Origin of the sequence: Amantichitinum ursilacus (genome assembly GCF_001294205.1) — a bacterium.
Taxonomy (GTDB): Bacteria; Pseudomonadota; Gammaproteobacteria; order Burkholderiales; family Chitinibacteraceae; genus Amantichitinum; species Amantichitinum ursilacus.
Genome location: NZ_LAQT01000007.1, coordinates 36,094 through 50,768, shown reverse-complemented (window position 1 = coordinate 50,768; position 14,675 = coordinate 36,094). Strand labels below are relative to the sequence as shown.

Here is a 14,675-nt window from a genome sequence, read left to right as displayed (position 1 = left end):
TAATCGGGGGGATTACTGCGCGGTGGCCGCGTCGATCTGCTGGCCCAGGCAGGTAAAGCCTGCTGCCGCAGCGCGCGATTCGAGCACGCGCTTCAGGCCATCGTCATCCAGTTGCGCATCCGCGCCAGAGATCAGCGCATTGATGCGCTTGTCATCCTTGAGCTTGCTGCCCACGCAGCCGCAAAACGCATTGCGGTCCAGATCAATCTGCAGCTTGGTCAGTACATCCGCGGCACCGGCGGGCAAGTCTTTTTTCTTGCACTGGGCGACGGCCTGGCCCCGTAACAGCTGGATGTTGACCGCGCGCACGCTGGTGTTTTCCGCGAGGGCGGGGGTGGCAAGCACCAGGCTGAGCCACGTCAGCAGCAGCGGCTTAACCATGCAGATGTTCCAGCCGCAGCTTGACCACGTGGCCGGTAATGCTGTCCAGCGCTTCGATGCGCGCCAGCGCTTCGTTAACGTGGCGTTCCACCGCCAGGTGCGTCAGGATGATGATGTCGGCACGGCCATCCACTTGTTCGGCGGCCGGCTTTTGCAGCATCGAATCCACCGAAATATTGGCTTCGGCCAGAATGCGCGTCACATCGGCCAGCACGCCTGGCTTGTCGTTCGCGTCCATGCGCAGGTAATAGCAGGTTTCCACGTCATCAATCGGCAGGATCGGCAGATTGGCGATCGCGCTGGGCTGGAAGGCCAGATGCGGCACGCGGTTTTCCGGGTCGGCGGTGGCCAGACGGGTCACGTCCACCAGATCGGCAATCACGGCCGAAGCGGTCGGCTCAGCGCCCGCGCCGGGGCCGTAATACAACGTCGCGCCCACGGCGTCGCCTTTGACCAGCACCGCGTTCATTACGCCATCCACATTGGCGATCAGGCGCTTATGCGGAATCAGCGTTGGCGCCACGCGCAGTTCGATGCCGTTTTCGCGACGACGCGTTACGCCCAGCAATTTGATGCGATAACCGAGCTCGGAAGCATATTTGATATCAAGCGCATCCAGCTTGCTGATGCCTTCCAGGTACGCTTTTTCAAACTGCACCGGAATACCAAATGCAATCGCGCTCATGATGGTCAGCTTGTGCGCGGCGTCGTGGCCTTCAATATCAAAGGTCGGGTCGGCTTCGGCATAACCCAGGCGTTGCGCGTCGGCCAGCGCGGCGGCAAAGCTCATGCCCTTGTCGCGCATTTCGGTCAGGATAAAGTTGCTGGTGCCGTTGATGATGCCGGCAATCCATTCGATGCGGTTGGCAGTCAGGCCCTCGCGCAATGCCTTGATGACGGGAATGCCACCGGCCACGGCGGCTTCGAACGACACCATCACGCCTTTTTCTTGCGCGCGCGCGAAAATCTCGTTGCCGTACTCGGCGATCAGTTTCTTGTTGGCCGTCACCACGTGCTTGCCGTTTTCGATGGCGCGCAAGACCAGATCCTTGGCGATGGTGGTGCCACCAATCAGTTCCACCACGATGTCCACATCCGGGTGATCCGCCACGGTCATCACATCGGCCACCACTTCGATATCGGGGCCGCAAACGGTGCGTGCACGTTCGAGGTCCCGGCTAGCGGCAATCTTGATCACAATAGGCCGGCCGGCGCGGCGGGCAATTTCTTCCGCGTTGCGTTTCAGCACGGCGGCCGTGCCACCGCCGACGGTGCCCACACCGCACAAACCTACATGAATCGCTTTCATTTCAGCGCCTTTTTAAAGTTGTACGAGGCGATATGCATGCCCTCGCGAAAATAGAATTTATGCGCCAATGCGCGCTGCACGCCGGAATCCAGGGCCAGCACGTCGCAGCCCTGCGTATTGGCTCGCGCTTCAAGCCAATCCAGCAACATTTTGCCCACGCCTTTTGAGCGCTGGGCAGCATCGGTAACCAGGTCATCGACATACAGCCGACGCCCTTCGTAGGTATTTTCAATAATCCGCCACAAGGCCAGCCCGAGCACTTTGTCGTCTTTGACCACCGCAATCAGTCGCCCGCCATTGGCGGCAATCTGCGCCAGCCGCGTTGCGTAATCGGCGGGCAGGTTGGGGCGCAATTGCACATGCACGGCTTCGGCTTGCGCCAGCCAGCGCGGTTGCACAATGCGTGCGGTGTCGTCGATCAGCTCGAGTACCTGCATCAGTCGTTTCCGTAACGTTTGCGATAGTTGCCCAGAAAGCGTTCGATGCGATCCAGCGCATCGCCCAGGTCATCCAGGTTAGGCAAAAAGGTAATGCGGAAATGATCGGGATGCGGCCAGTTAAAGCCAGTGCCTTGCACCAGCAGTACTTTTTCTTCCTGCAGCAGTTCCAGAATCAGTTGCTGGTCGTCCTTGACCGGATACATGGCCGGGTCGAGCCGCGGAAACATATACAGCGCCGCTTTGGGCTTGGCGCACGTTACGCCGGGGATGGCGTTAAGGCGCTCATACGCCAGCTCGCGCTGCTTGTGCAGACGGCCACCGGGCTTGACCAGATCGCCGATGCTTTGATAACCGCCCAGCGCCGTCTGGATGGCGTATTGCGACGGCACGTTGGAGCACAGTCGCATCGTGGCCAGGATGTTGAGGCCCTCGATGTAATCCTTGGCGATCTTCTTGTTGCCCGACACCACCATCCAGCCCGCGCGATAGCCGCAGGCGCGATAGTTTTTGGACAAGCCATTAAAGGTAACGAACAACACGTCGTCGGCCAGCGAGGCAATCGAGGTATGCGTCGCGCCGTCGTACAGCACCTTGTCGTAAATCTCGTCGGCGTAAATGATCAGCTTGTTCTGCCGCGCAATTTCCACGATTTCGCGCAGCAAATCATCGGGGTACAGCGCACCGGTGGGATTGTTGGGGTTGATTACCACAATGGCGCGCGTGCGCGGCGTGATCTTGGCGCGAATGTCGTCCAGTGACGGTAACCAGCCATTGGAGGCATCGCACAGATAATGGCGCGGCGTGCCCCCGGCCAGGCTGACGGCAGCGGTCCACAGCGGATAATCCGGCATCGGCACCAGCACTTCGTCGCCATTGTTGAGCAGGCCTTGCATGCTCATCACGATCAGTTCGGATGCGCCGTTGCCGATATAGATATCGTCGACGGTGACATCGGCAATCTTCTTTTCCTGCGTGTAATGCATGATCGCTTTACGCGCCGGAAACAAACCCTTGCTGTCTACATAACCGGCCGCGGCGGGCAGGTTGCGGATGACGTCTTGCACCACTTCTTCGGGCGCATCAAAGCCAAACGAGGCCAGGTTGCCAATATTGAGTTTGATGATGCGATAGCCGTCTTCTTCCATCTGCCGCGCTTTTTCGGGCACTGGGCCACGGATTTCGTAGCAGACGTTTAACAGCTTGTTTGACTTGAGTATGGCATCCATGGGCTGATCGGCAGTAAGACAGGGGAACCGCCTATTCTAGCGAAGAAGATGCTGCGTTGCAGGGGGGTGATTGCAATTGGTGCGCGATTTATTTATTTCGTAGTTTTCAAGGTGTTACACGGCCCCTTGCTTGTGCACACGCCCATCCGCCCTGATTACATGATCGTAATGCCAGCGGCCCATTAATGCGCACGGGCCGCCAGGTTAGAATGGCGGCACTTTGCTTGAGCACCGATCAGGAAATCGCATCATGAAACTGCACCATACCAACGTCGATCATCTCAACCAGTTCACGTCGTATGGCGATGGCTTCGTCAAGGTTAATCAACAGCAATACGAAGGCAGCCTGATTGTGGGCGCCACCGAAATCCGCGAATGGGCACCGGCTTCGTTTGCCGAGTTGCAGCCCGAGCATTTCAGCCAGATTCTGGATCTGCAGCCCGAAGTCGTGCTGCTGGGCACCGGCAAAACCATCCAGTTTCCGCATCCGCGCCTGTACGCTGCGCTTAGCGCCGCGCATATCGGCGTGGACGTGATGGACATCGGCGCGCTGTGCCGCACGTTTAATATCCTGACCGCCGAAGACCGCAAGGTGATCGCCCTGGTGCTGGCGCGCTAGGTTATCCGCGAAGGTGGAATTAGCAGCCGCATAGGGTGGGTCTCGACCCACCCCTCAAAGTGCGCTAGATCAGCCCGCCAGCGGAAGGCACCGCGCCGCATAGGGTGGGTCAAGACCCACCACTCAATGTGGCATGCCAGGCATACCGCCCGTGGAAATAAGGTTGTCTGGTGGGTCGAGACCCACCCTATGCGGGGCGGTAGGGTTACGGTTGGCGCGCCAGGGTGCGCCCCAGCCTGCGTTCCAGCAGGCGTTGCACCTGCTCAAAAATCAAACTCAGGCACCAGTAAATCGCCGCAGCGGCCACGTACAGCGGAAACGGCTGAAACGTGGTCGAAATGACTTCCTTGGTGGCCAGCATCAGTTCGGTCACGGCAATTACCGACACCAGCGACGTGTCTTTAATCAGACTGATCAAACTGTTGGACAAGCTCGGCACCGCCAGCCGCAATGCCTGCGGCCACACGATGTAATGCAGCGTTTGCCAACGGCCCATGCCCTGGCTGAAAGCCGCTTCCCACTGCCCGCGGTCCACGCCGTTGATGGCCCCGCGCATGGTTTCGGACACATAAGCGCCCGTGTTCAGACTCAAGGCCAGAATGCCCGCCGTAATCGGCTCAAACTGGATCCCAATCGCGGGCAGCCCGTAATAGATGATAAAGATCTGCACCAGCAAGGGCGTGCCGCGCATTGCGCTCACATACAAGGCGGCGGGCCATTGCAGCGCCTTGATGCCGGATAAACGCAGCACTGCCAGCAGCGCCCCCACCAGCAAGCCGCCCACCATCGCGCCCACGGCAAACAACAGCGTGTAGCCAGTGCCTTTCAACAAATAAGGCCATGCGGATTGGAGCAGCGCGAGTGTATTCATGGGCGGATTCCAGCAAGCAAAACCCCCTGCCGGGCAGGGGGTCTGGGGATCAGAGTGCCGCCATTATAAGCGGCCTCCATCTTGATGTTGATGGGCGATGTTTATTGCGCCGCAACCGGCTTGCTTACATCGCGGCCAAACCACTTGGTCGAGATTTTGTTGTATGTGCCGTCGGCCTTGATATCCGCCAGCGCCTTGTTCAGCGCGGCCTTGAACTTGGGGTTGTTCTTCACAAACGGAATGCCATTGAGCGACGGTTCGCCCACGCCCGCACCGGCCTTCAGCGGCAGATTGGTTTTGTGAATCAGGTACGGAATCATCAGCGTGTCGTTCAGCGCCGCGTCAATGCGGCTCAGCGCCAGATCCTGCAGATATTCCTGTTCGCCCGGATAAGTTTTAACGTCGATGCCGTTCACGGCTTTCAGCATCTCGGCAAAGTTGGTGCCTTGGCCCACGCCCACTTTTTTGCCTTTCAGATCATCCAGCGTCTTGAAGTTGCGGCTGTCATCCTTGCGCACCACCAACTGCGCTTGCGACAACACGTACGGATCGCTGAAATCAAACGATTCCTGGCGCTTGGCGGTAATGCCCACCTGGTTGACGATCACGTCGTATTTGCCCGCACTCAGGCCCGCCAGAATGCCGCTCCACTCGGTGGTGGTGAACTCGGCTTTTACGCCCAGCTTTTGCGCCAGCGCTTGCGCGATCTCGACATCAAAGCCGGTCAGTTGGCCGTTGTCTTTGTAGTTGAACGGGGGATAAGTGCCCTCTACCGCCACCCGCAGCGTGCCGCGTTGCTTGACGCTATCGAGCAGATCGGCGGCCATGGCCGAAGCGGCGGTGATGCCCAGCAGGGCGGCGATCAGGACTTTACGCACTAGCATAGTTTTTCCAGTTATAAGTGTTTGTAAAAATCAATGGCCAGAGAATAAGTGCTTGTAAGTCGTCTGGTCAAATGCGGTTTCTACTTATGCGAAACCCGTGCCGTTCTTGCACGCTGCCCTCAAACATTAGACCGACCGGCTTGAACTCAAGCCCCATCTGCACCATCTTTGCCGCATTGCGCAGTCGCGCGTTTAACCGGATCACGCTCATGGCCACCCCGTTACGTATTGATTTTGTGTCTGATGTGTCTTGCCCGTGGTGCGCCATCGGGCTCAATGGTTTGCAACAGGCGTTGCAGAATCTGGATGGCGAAGTGCAGGCCGAACTGCATTTCCAGCCGTTTGAGCTCAACCCGCAAATGGCGCCCGAAGGCGAGGACGTGCTGGAACATCTGGCGCGCAAATATGGCAGCACGCCCGAACAAGCCGCAGGCAACCAGGAAGCCATCCGCGCACGCGGCGCTTCGGTGGGCTTTACCTTCAACATGGGCGAACGCCGCCGCATCTATAACACCTTTGACGCGCACCGCTTGCTGTACTGGGCCGAGCAGGAAGGCCGCCAGGCCGAGCTGAAACACGCGCTGTTCAAAGCGTATTTCACCGATGGCAAAGACCCGAGCGACCACGCCGTGCTGACCGCGCTGGTGGCCGAGGTGGGGCTGGATGCCGACCGCGCCGCGCAAATCCTCGGCAGTGATGAATTTGCCGACGACGTGCGCAATCAGGAACAGTTTTTTCTGCGCAACGGCATCAACTCGGTGCCCGCGGTCATCATCAACCAGCGTCATCTCATCCAGGGCGGCCAACCGCCCGAAGTATTTGAGCAAGCACTACGCCAGATCGCGGCGCAAGCCTGACAAGGTTTTGATTGAGACAACCTTACACTTATGACATGCGGGTAGTGTAAACTTCGGTCGATACAACTTTTGAGGTAAGGCGCGCGTGGAACAGCTGGAACGCTTGCCCAGTGGAGTAAAAGGCCTCGACGCCTTGTTCAAGGGCGGTATGGTCGCTGGTTCGTCCTATATCGTGCAGGGGCGGCCGGGTTCGGGCAAAACCATCCTGGCCAACCAGATGGCGTTTAATCACGTGCGCCAGGGCGGTCGCGCCTTGTTTGCCACGTTGCTGGCCGAGTCTCACGAGCGCCTGTTCCAGTTTCTGTCGACCATGAGCTTTTTTGACCCGACCGCAATCGGGGCAGAAATCCAGTACGTCAGCGCGTTTGATACGCTGGCCAACGATGGTCTGGACGACGTGGTGCGCTTGCTGCGCCGCGAAATCATTCGCCAGAAAGCCACGCTGCTGGTGGTGGATGGTTTGCTGAATGCGCGCTCGAAGGCCGAAACGCCGATCGACACCAAAAAGTTTATCGCCGAGCTGCAAGGCCACGCCGCCTTTGCCGGTTGCACCGTGCTGTTTCTGACCAGCGCCATGCTGCAAGACAGCAGCCCGGAACACACCATGGTGGATGGCGTGATCGAACTGGGCGAAGAGCTATACGGCTCGCGCTCCATCCGCCGCCTGCATCTGCGCAAAACGCGCGGCAGCGGTGCGATTTCGGGCTTGCATGAATTTGAAATCACCGACAACGGCCTCGTGGTTTATCCGCGGCTGGAAGCGCTGTTGTCCAGCCCGTCGCTGCCCGATGAACCCGATCTATCCCGCGTGCGTTCGGGCATCGACAGTTTTGACCGGCTGATCGAAGGCGGCATTCCGCGCTCGTCGGTTACGCTGATCATGGGCCCGTCCGGCATTGGCAAAACCACGCTGGGGCTCAGTTTTCTGGCGCAATGCACCCCTGAAGAACCCGGCCTGCATTTCGGCTTTTACGAAACCCCGGCGCGGCTCAAACACAAAGCGCTGTCAGTGGGGATCGATCTGCAAAGCAAACTGGATAGTGGCGCGCTGCATATCCAGTGGCAGCCCACCACCGAAACGCTGATTGACGTGCTGGGTTATCGCTTGCTGGATGCGGTGGAACGCACCGGCGCCCGCCGCGTGTTTATCGACAGCCTCAGCGGCATGGCGCGCGCCGCCAGCAACAGCGGTCGCATCGTCGAATTCTTTAGCGCATTGATGAACGAGTTGCGCTCGCGGGACGTCACCGTGTACGCCACCTGGGAAATGCGCGATCTGTTTGGCTCCGAAATCAAGGCGCCCGCACCGGAATTGTCGAGCATCGTCGACAACCTGTTCCTGATGCGCTTTGTGGAACTGCGTGCGCGGATGAAGCGCGCCCTGTCGGTGCTTAAAATGCGCGACAGCCTGTACGACACGTCGTTGCTCGAAGTGCTGATCAGCGAACGCGGCGTCGAGCTGGCGAGTACCTTTGGCGACGTCGCCACCGTGCTTTCGGGCTCGGCCACAACGCAGTCGGCCGGGTAGGCCGCCGCGTGCCGCCGGGAGCGCCCTCATGACCACCATTCTGGTTGTAGACGATGAGTTTCTCATCGCGGACATCCTCGGCATGGCGCTGGAAGACGAAGGCTATATGGTCGTCTTTGCCAGCAACGGCAAGCGCGCGCTTGAAGTGCTGGCGCGCGAACGTGCCGGGCTGGTCATTACCGATTTCATGATGCCGGTCATGAACGGGATGGAGCTGGCGCAGAACATCAAAAGCCGCCCCGAAACCGCCCACCTGCCCATCATCCTGATGAGTGGGGCGCAGGCGCACATCGCCAACCAGCACCCGGAACTGTTTGCCTCGGTGTTCGACAAGCCGTTTGATATCGACATGCTGCTCGAACGCGTCGCCCAATTGATCGGCCATCCTTCCAGCGATTGATCCCGCGCGTTTCCTACGCCATTTGCCGTAGCTTGCTCACCTACATGTCGCCAGGCATCCTTCTGGCTGCTGTCTCAGTCCATCGCGCGTACGGTGGCCGTACTTGCGCGTTTGCGCACTTCAGCCCTGGTACAAAACAAGCACGGAGACTCTCATGCAACGCAAAGCTTCAGCAGAATGGAAAGGTGGTTTTAAAGACGGCAAAGGCACCATCTCGACCGGTAGCGGCGTACTCAGCAGCGCGCCGTACGGGTTTCATGCGCGCTTTGAAGACGGCCCCGGCACCAATCCGGAAGAACTGATCGGCGCGGCCCACGCCGGTTGTTTCTCGATGGCGCTGTCCGTCGCGCTGGGCCAGGCCGGCCTGACCGCTGACAAGATCGCCACCAACGCCACCGTCACCTTCGGCCCGCAGGGCGATGGCTTTGCGATTACCGACGTGCACCTTGATCTGGTCGCCAAAATCCCCGGCGCCACCGACGAGCAATTCCAGCAGATCGCCGCCGGCGCGAAAGCCAATTGCCCGGTCAGCAAAGTGCTGAACGCCAATATCACACTCACGGCCAAGCTCGAAGCGTAATGGGATTGGGTGGGTTGAATCCCACCCATACCAATACCCGGCGCGATGAATCCGTTCTTCGGCTAAACCAAACGCGTTCGCATACGGTGGCACGCGGCATCCCCGTCAGCCCCAACAGCCAAATCAAACGCGTTCGCATACGGTGGGTCTAGACCCACCAGCCAAAGTGGTATGCCAAGCACTGCGCCCGTAGTTATGGCTTTGCTGGGTGGGTCATGACCCACCCTATGCATCAGGCGGCGACGCGCGCGACGCGCGACATGCGGCAAGATGTCGAGAAACTCCACGCCGCTGTGGCTCACTTCCTCGCCCTTGCGCGTGGCTAAACCAAACGCGTTCGCATACGGTGGGTCTGGACCCACCAGCCAAAGTGATATGCCAAGCGCCGCGCCGGTGGCGATGGCTTTGTTTGGTGGGTCATGACCCACCCTATGGGCATCCCGGCGGCGCAGGCCCGCGGCGTCGTAATCCGCTTTCGGACCAACGAATTGGTGACCGTGGGTTGGGCTTAATTCACCCATACAAACTGCCCGGCGCGATGAATCCGTTCTTCGGCTAAACCAAACGCGTTCGCATACGGTGGGACTCGGCTTCCCCGTTAGACCCACCAGCCAAATCAAACGCGTTCGCATACGGTGTGACTCGGCGTCCCCGTCAGACCCACCTGCCAAAGTGGTATGCCAAGCTCGGTGCCCGTGGCTATGGCCTTGAATGGTGGGTCATGACCCACCCTATGCATCAGGCGGCGACGCGCGCGACGCGCGACATGCGGCGCAAGATGTCGAGAAATTCCACGCCGCTGTGGCTTACTTCCTCGCCCTTGCGCGTCAGCACGCCAAACGGTGCAAGGCTGCGGCCCACGGCCAGCGGCAGCGTCACCAGCAGTCCGGCCTGCAAGTGGTCGCGCAGCACCGGCTCCGACAGGATCGTCACCGCATCACTGCGCTGCGCCAGCTGCAGCGTGGCAAAAATCGAATCGCATTCCACCGTGTTTTGCGGCGCGCTGACCTGGGCCGCTTCAAACTCATGCTCCAGCAATTGCCGCGCCGGGCTGGTCATCGGCTGCAGCACCCACGGCCACGTCGCCAGCTGCGCCAGCGTCACGCTTTCCTCGCGCGCCAGCGCATGCCCGCTACGCACCACCAGCAGCAGCTTCTCGTTGCCCAGCGCTTCAAAGTCCAGCCAGTTATGTTGTTCCAGATCGCTAAAGCGGCCGATGGCAAAGTCGATGCGGCCTTGTTCCAGTAGCTCGATCAGTTGATCGCTGGTTTCACCCTTGATGCGGATTTTCAGCAGCGGCTTGCGTACTTTCAAATCCGACACCGCCTGCGCAATCCAGTCCGGCGCCGCGCCCATAATCGTGCCCACAATCAGCTGGCCAAAGCCGCCGCGCTGCCATTGCGTCAGATTGTCGGCGCAGCGTTCCAGTCCGCCCAGGGTGGCGCGGGCAAAGCGGATCACTTCGATGCCCACTTCGGTTGGCTTCATGCCGCGCGCCAGCCGTTCAAACAGCGGACAATCCAGATATTGTTCCACCTCACGCAGCATGCGGCTGGCCGCCGGTTGCGACATCGCCAGCGTTTCCGCGGCCTGATGCAGATTGCCGTGCTCATCCAGCGCCACCAGCAGGTACAAATGTTTGTAACGTAATCGATGTAGTAACGACTGATACAAATACGGCTTGAGCATGACGTTTCCGGTAAGTGATGCGGCTAGTTGTGATTGTTGCCGTAAAAATCCGCACCGCGCACTCTGCAAATACCCTTACCGATACCTTCTGGTTATCGCACTCGCCAGATTTGTGATTGGAACGGCAAGGCAAAGCCCGTTAAAAATGTAGCCACTAAACCGACACTACGTCGCGGAGACCCAGAATATGAAGTTGTTGCGCTTCGGCCCGGCGGGCCACGAAAAACCGGGCGTGCTCGATGCCAATGGCGTCATCCGCGATCTGTCGGGCGTGATCGACGATATCTCCGGTGAAGTGCTGCACCCCGGTTCCCTGGCCCGACTGCGCGACGTGCGCCCCGAAACGCTGCCGACCGCGCCCGCTGGCGCCCGCATTGGCCCGTGCGTGGGGCGCATCGGCAAGATCATCTGCATCGGCCTTAACTACAGCGATCACGCCAAAGAATCGAATATGGCGATCCCGGAAGAGCCGATCATCTTTATGAAGCCGACCAGCTCACTGTGCGGCCCGTTTGATCAGGTGGAGATTCCGCGCAATTCGCAAAAAACCGATTGGGAAGTCGAACTGGGCGTGGTCATCGGCAAGACCGCCAAATACGTCGATGAAGCGCAAGCGATGAACCACGTGGCCGGCTATTGCGTGGTGAACGACGTGTCCGAGCGCGCGTTTCAGCTGGAGCGCGGCGGCCAGTGGGACAAGGGCAAAGGCCACGATACCTTTGCGCCGATCGGCCCATGGCTGGTAACGGCCGATGAGATCAAGGATCCGCAAGACCTCGATATGTGGCTGGAAGTGGATGGCCACCGTTATCAAAACGGCAATACCCGCACCATGATTTTTGGCGTGGCCACCCTGGTGGCGTATCTCAGCCAGTTTATGACGCTGCAGCCGGGCGACGTGATCTGCACTGGCACGCCGCCGGGCGTGGGCCTGGGCCAGAAGCCGCCCAAATACCTGGTGGCAGGCCAGACCATGAAGCTCGGCATTGCCGGCCTCGGTGAGCAACAACAAATCACCGTCGACGCCGTGGTACCGCGCTAAGCCCGCAGCCACAACAACAAACACAACCCGTCCCGAATTTTTTCGCCGCAACCTGCGCGGTGCGGCCTGTTGCAACCTGGAGATACGCAACATGAACCAGCTCGACCTCAATAACCGTGTCGCCATCATCACCGGCGGGGCGCGCGGCATTGGTTACGCCGTGGCCAAACGCATGCTGCAATCGGGCGCCAGCGTGGCGCTGTGGGATGTGGATGCGGCGCGGCTGGACACCGCCGCGTCCGAGCTGGCCGCGCTGGGCAAAGTCAGCGCCCACGCGCTGGACCTGACCGACCGCGTCGCCGTCGGCGCAGCCACTCAGGCCACGGAAGCCGCGCACGGCAAGATCGACATCCTGGTCAATAACGCGGGCATTACCGGCGGCAACGCGCCGACGTGGGAACTGGACCCCACCGTGTGGGCCAAGGTAATCGAAGTCAATCTGGTTGCGCCGTTCCTCGTCTGCCACGCCGTGGTGCCGCGCATGCTGGCCAATGGCTACGGCCGCATCATCAACGTGGCCTCGGTGGCGGGCAAAGAGGGCAACCCCAACGCCTCGCACTACAGCGCGTCCAAGGCCGGTTTGATCGGGCTGACCAAATCGCTGGGCAAAGAACTGGCCAGCAAAAACGTGGTGGTCAACTGCATTACCCCCGCCGCGGCCAAAACCGAAATCTTTGATCAGATGGCGCAAGAGCACATCGATTACATGCTCAGCAAAATCCCGATGGCGCGTTTTCTGCAAGTGGACGAAGTGGCCGCGCTGGTGGGCTGGCTGGCCTCGGAAGACTGCTCGTTCAGCACCGGCGCCACCTTCGACATCTCTGGCGGCCGCGCCACTTATTGATCCGACCCAGCCTTGCAGGAGCGACGCATTATGGCCATGCCAACCATCAAACATATCCGTGCCTTTACCGTGAGGGGCGGCGGCGCGGATTACCACGACCAGGGCGGTGGCCACTGGATTGACGACCATATCGCCACGCCGATGAGCCGCTATCCGGAATACCGCCAAAGCCGGCAAAGCTTTGGCATCAACGTGCTGGGCACGCTGGTGGTGGAAGTGGAAGCCAGCGACGGTACGGTGGGTTTTGCCGTCACCACCGGCGGTGAAATCGGCGCCTATATCGTCGAAAAACATCTGGCGCGCTTTGTGGAAGGCCAGCTGGTCACTGATATCGAAAAAATCTGGGACCAGATGTATTTCTCCACGCTGTATTACGGCCGCAAAGGCGTGGTCATCAATACGATTTCAGGCGTCGATCTGGCGCTGTGGGATTTGCTGGCCAAGGTGCGCGGCGAGCCAGTGCATCAGTTGCTGGGCGGCGCAGTGCGCGAAGAACTGCAATTTTACGCCACCGGCGCCCGGCCCGATCTGGCCAAAGAAATGGGCTTTATCGGCGGCAAGATGCCCTTGCATCACGGCCCGGCCGAAGGCGAAGCCGGCTTGCGCAAAAACCTGGAGATGATCGCCGATATGCGCAACCGCGTCGGCGACGATTTCTGGTTGATGCTGGATTGCTGGATGAGCCTGGACGTCAATTACGCCACCCGGCTTGCCACCGCCGCTCATGCCTACGGCTTGAAGTGGATTGAAGAAGCGTTGCCGCCCGACGACTACTGGGGCTACGCCGAACTCAAGCGCAATGTGCCGCGCGGCATGTTGGTGACCACCGGCGAACACGAAGCCACGCGCTGGGGTTTCCGCCTGCTGCTCGAACAACAATGCGCCGACATCATCCAGCCCGACGTCGGCTGGTGCGGCGGCATGACCGAACTGATCAAGATTTCCGCGCTGGCCGATGCGCACAACGTGATGGTGGTGCCGCATGGCTCGTCGGTTTACAGCTATCACTTTGTGATTACGCGCCACAACAGCCCGTTTGCCGAGTTCCTGATGATGGCGCCCAAGGCCGACAAGGTGGTGCCGATGTTTAACCCCTTGCTGCTGGATGAGCCGGTGCCCGTCAACGGCCGCATCAAGGTCTCCGAGTTGCAGGCGCCCGGTTTTGGCGTGCGGCTTAACCCCGAATGCAAGCTCAATCGCCCGTACGAGCGCTGATTGCCGCCGGCCCTGAACCCAATACGGAGAACGCTGCATGTTGCTCAAAGATAAAACAGTGATCGTCACCGGTGGCTCGCGCGGCATTGGCGCGGCGGTGGCCATCGGATGTGCGCAGCACGGCGCCAATGTGGTGGTGAGCCATCACAGCAATGCCGATGAGGTGGTGGCGGCAATCCAGGCGCTGGGCCGTGGCGTGGTGGCGGTGAAGGGCGATGTGGCCGACCCCGCCACCGGCAGCCTGCTGGTGCAAGCCGCCGTCGAGCATTTTGGTGGCGTGGATGTGCTGGTCAGCAATGCCGGCATCTGTCCGTTTCACGCTTTCCTCGATATGCCGCCCGAAACGCTGAAGCGCACGATGGAAGTGAATCTGCATGGCGCGTATTTCGTCACCCAGGCCGTGGCCAATCGCATGAAAGAGCAAGGCCGGGGCGGCTCGATTATCGCGATGAGTTCGATCTCGGCCTTGGTGGGCGGCGAGTTCCAGACCCACTACACGCCCACCAAAGCCGGCGTGCATTCGCTGATGCAATCGTGTGCGATTGCGCTGGGCAAATACGGCATCCGCTGCAATTCATTACTGCCCGGCACCATCCTTACCGACATCAATAAAGACGACCTGGCCGATCTGGACAAGAAAGCGTATTTCGAAAAACGCATCCCTTTGGGCCGCTTGGGCCAGCCCGAAGATCTGGTCGGCCCCGCCGTATTTCTGGCCTCCGATATGGCGCAATACGTCACCGGCGCGGCCTTGCTGGTGGACGGCGGCATGTTCGTCAATCTGCAGTGA

At 60.0% G+C, this 14,675-nt stretch carries 16 protein-coding genes; 9 read left to right on the top strand and 7 right to left on the bottom strand.

Annotated features, from left to right (window positions below; translation table 11 throughout):
• Positions 1-12: 12 nt before the first annotated feature.
• From WG78_RS08885 to WG78_RS08870, 4 genes are read right to left on the bottom strand one after another with little or no spacing between them, the layout of a single operon-like run.
• The gene (locus tag WG78_RS08885; RefSeq protein ID WP_053937461.1) at positions 13-381 is read right to left on the bottom strand and encodes a hypothetical protein; all 369 of its coding nucleotides are present in this window, start codon (positions 379-381) and stop codon (positions 13-15) included.
• Positions 374-1,690 (bottom strand): homoserine dehydrogenase, encoded by a 1,317-nt coding sequence (locus tag WG78_RS08880; RefSeq protein WP_053937460.1) that lies wholly within the window; start codon positions 1,688-1,690, stop codon positions 374-376. The genes WG78_RS08885 and WG78_RS08880 overlap by 8 nt, the downstream gene beginning before the upstream one ends.
• The gene (locus WG78_RS08875; RefSeq protein WP_053937459.1) at positions 1,687-2,127 is read right to left on the bottom strand and encodes a GNAT family N-acetyltransferase; all 441 of its coding nucleotides are present in this window, start codon (positions 2,125-2,127) and stop codon (positions 1,687-1,689) included. Before WG78_RS08875 ends, WG78_RS08880 begins: the two co-directional genes overlap by 4 nt.
• Entirely contained in the window at positions 2,127-3,356 is a 1,230-nt protein-coding gene (locus WG78_RS08870) for a pyridoxal phosphate-dependent aminotransferase (protein ID WP_053937458.1), read from the bottom strand. The genes WG78_RS08875 and WG78_RS08870 overlap by 1 nt, the downstream gene beginning before the upstream one ends.
• Before the next feature lie 250 nt (positions 3,357-3,606).
• Here WG78_RS08870 and WG78_RS08865 point away from each other — a divergent pair, with 250 nt between their 5' ends.
• Positions 3,607-3,975: an Mth938-like domain-containing protein gene (locus WG78_RS08865; protein ID WP_053937457.1), complete on the top strand. Its 369-nt coding sequence runs from the start codon at positions 3,607-3,609 to the stop codon at positions 3,973-3,975.
• Between the two features lie 205 nt (positions 3,976-4,180).
• On the opposite strand, the gene WG78_RS08860 is transcribed toward WG78_RS08865, so the two are convergent.
• Positions 4,181-4,846, bottom strand: a complete 666-nt coding sequence (locus WG78_RS08860) for an amino acid ABC transporter permease (RefSeq protein WP_053937456.1) — start codon at positions 4,844-4,846, stop codon at positions 4,181-4,183.
• Positions 4,847-4,947: 101 nt separating this feature from the next.
• On the bottom strand, positions 4,948-5,730 hold the full coding sequence (locus WG78_RS08855) for a transporter substrate-binding domain-containing protein (protein ID WP_053937455.1): 783 nt from the start codon (positions 5,728-5,730) through the stop codon (positions 4,948-4,950).
• Positions 5,731-5,939: 209 nt separating this feature from the next.
• On the opposite strand from WG78_RS08855, the gene WG78_RS08850 reads away from it, so the two are divergent.
• The 4 genes from WG78_RS08850 to WG78_RS08835 all read left to right on the top strand — a co-directional run bounded on the left by WG78_RS08850 (position 5,940) and on the right by WG78_RS08835 (position 9,095).
• Positions 5,940-6,587 (top strand): DsbA family oxidoreductase, encoded by a 648-nt coding sequence (locus tag WG78_RS08850; protein ID WP_053937680.1) that lies wholly within the window; start codon positions 5,940-5,942, stop codon positions 6,585-6,587.
• 85 nt (positions 6,588-6,672) lie between these two features.
• A complete protein-coding gene (locus tag WG78_RS08845; protein ID WP_053937454.1) occupies positions 6,673-8,115 on the top strand; it encodes an ATPase domain-containing protein in 1,443 nt (480 codons plus the stop codon).
• A gap of 28 nt (positions 8,116-8,143) precedes the next feature.
• Positions 8,144-8,515: a response regulator gene (locus WG78_RS08840; protein WP_053937453.1), complete on the top strand. Its 372-nt coding sequence runs from the start codon at positions 8,144-8,146 to the stop codon at positions 8,513-8,515.
• A gap of 154 nt (positions 8,516-8,669) precedes the next feature.
• Positions 8,670-9,095, top strand: a complete 426-nt coding sequence (locus tag WG78_RS08835) for an OsmC family protein (RefSeq protein ID WP_053937452.1) — start codon at positions 8,670-8,672, stop codon at positions 9,093-9,095.
• A gap of 738 nt (positions 9,096-9,833) precedes the next feature.
• On the opposite strand, the gene WG78_RS08830 is transcribed toward WG78_RS08835, so the two are convergent.
• The gene (locus tag WG78_RS08830) at positions 9,834-10,784 is read right to left on the bottom strand and encodes a LysR family transcriptional regulator (RefSeq protein WP_053937451.1); all 951 of its coding nucleotides are present in this window, start codon (positions 10,782-10,784) and stop codon (positions 9,834-9,836) included.
• A gap of 187 nt (positions 10,785-10,971) precedes the next feature.
• Between WG78_RS08830 and WG78_RS08825 the strand changes: the two genes are divergently transcribed.
• The 4 genes from WG78_RS08825 to lra1 all read left to right on the top strand — a co-directional run bounded on the left by WG78_RS08825 (position 10,972) and on the right by lra1 (position 14,675).
• On the top strand, positions 10,972-11,826 hold the full coding sequence (locus tag WG78_RS08825; RefSeq protein WP_053937450.1) for a fumarylacetoacetate hydrolase family protein: 855 nt from the start codon (positions 10,972-10,974) through the stop codon (positions 11,824-11,826).
• A gap of 91 nt (positions 11,827-11,917) precedes the next feature.
• Entirely contained in the window at positions 11,918-12,670 is a 753-nt protein-coding gene (locus WG78_RS08820) for an SDR family NAD(P)-dependent oxidoreductase (protein WP_053937449.1), read from the top strand.
• A 30-nt stretch (positions 12,671-12,700) separates the two neighbouring features.
• Entirely contained in the window at positions 12,701-13,885 is a 1,185-nt protein-coding gene (gene rhmD, locus WG78_RS08815; protein ID WP_053937448.1) for an L-rhamnonate dehydratase, read from the top strand.
• A 37-nt stretch (positions 13,886-13,922) separates the two neighbouring features.
• Complete coding sequence (lra1, locus tag WG78_RS08810) at positions 13,923-14,675, top strand: L-rhamnose 1-dehydrogenase Lra1 (protein WP_053937447.1); 753 nt, start codon at positions 13,923-13,925, stop codon at positions 14,673-14,675.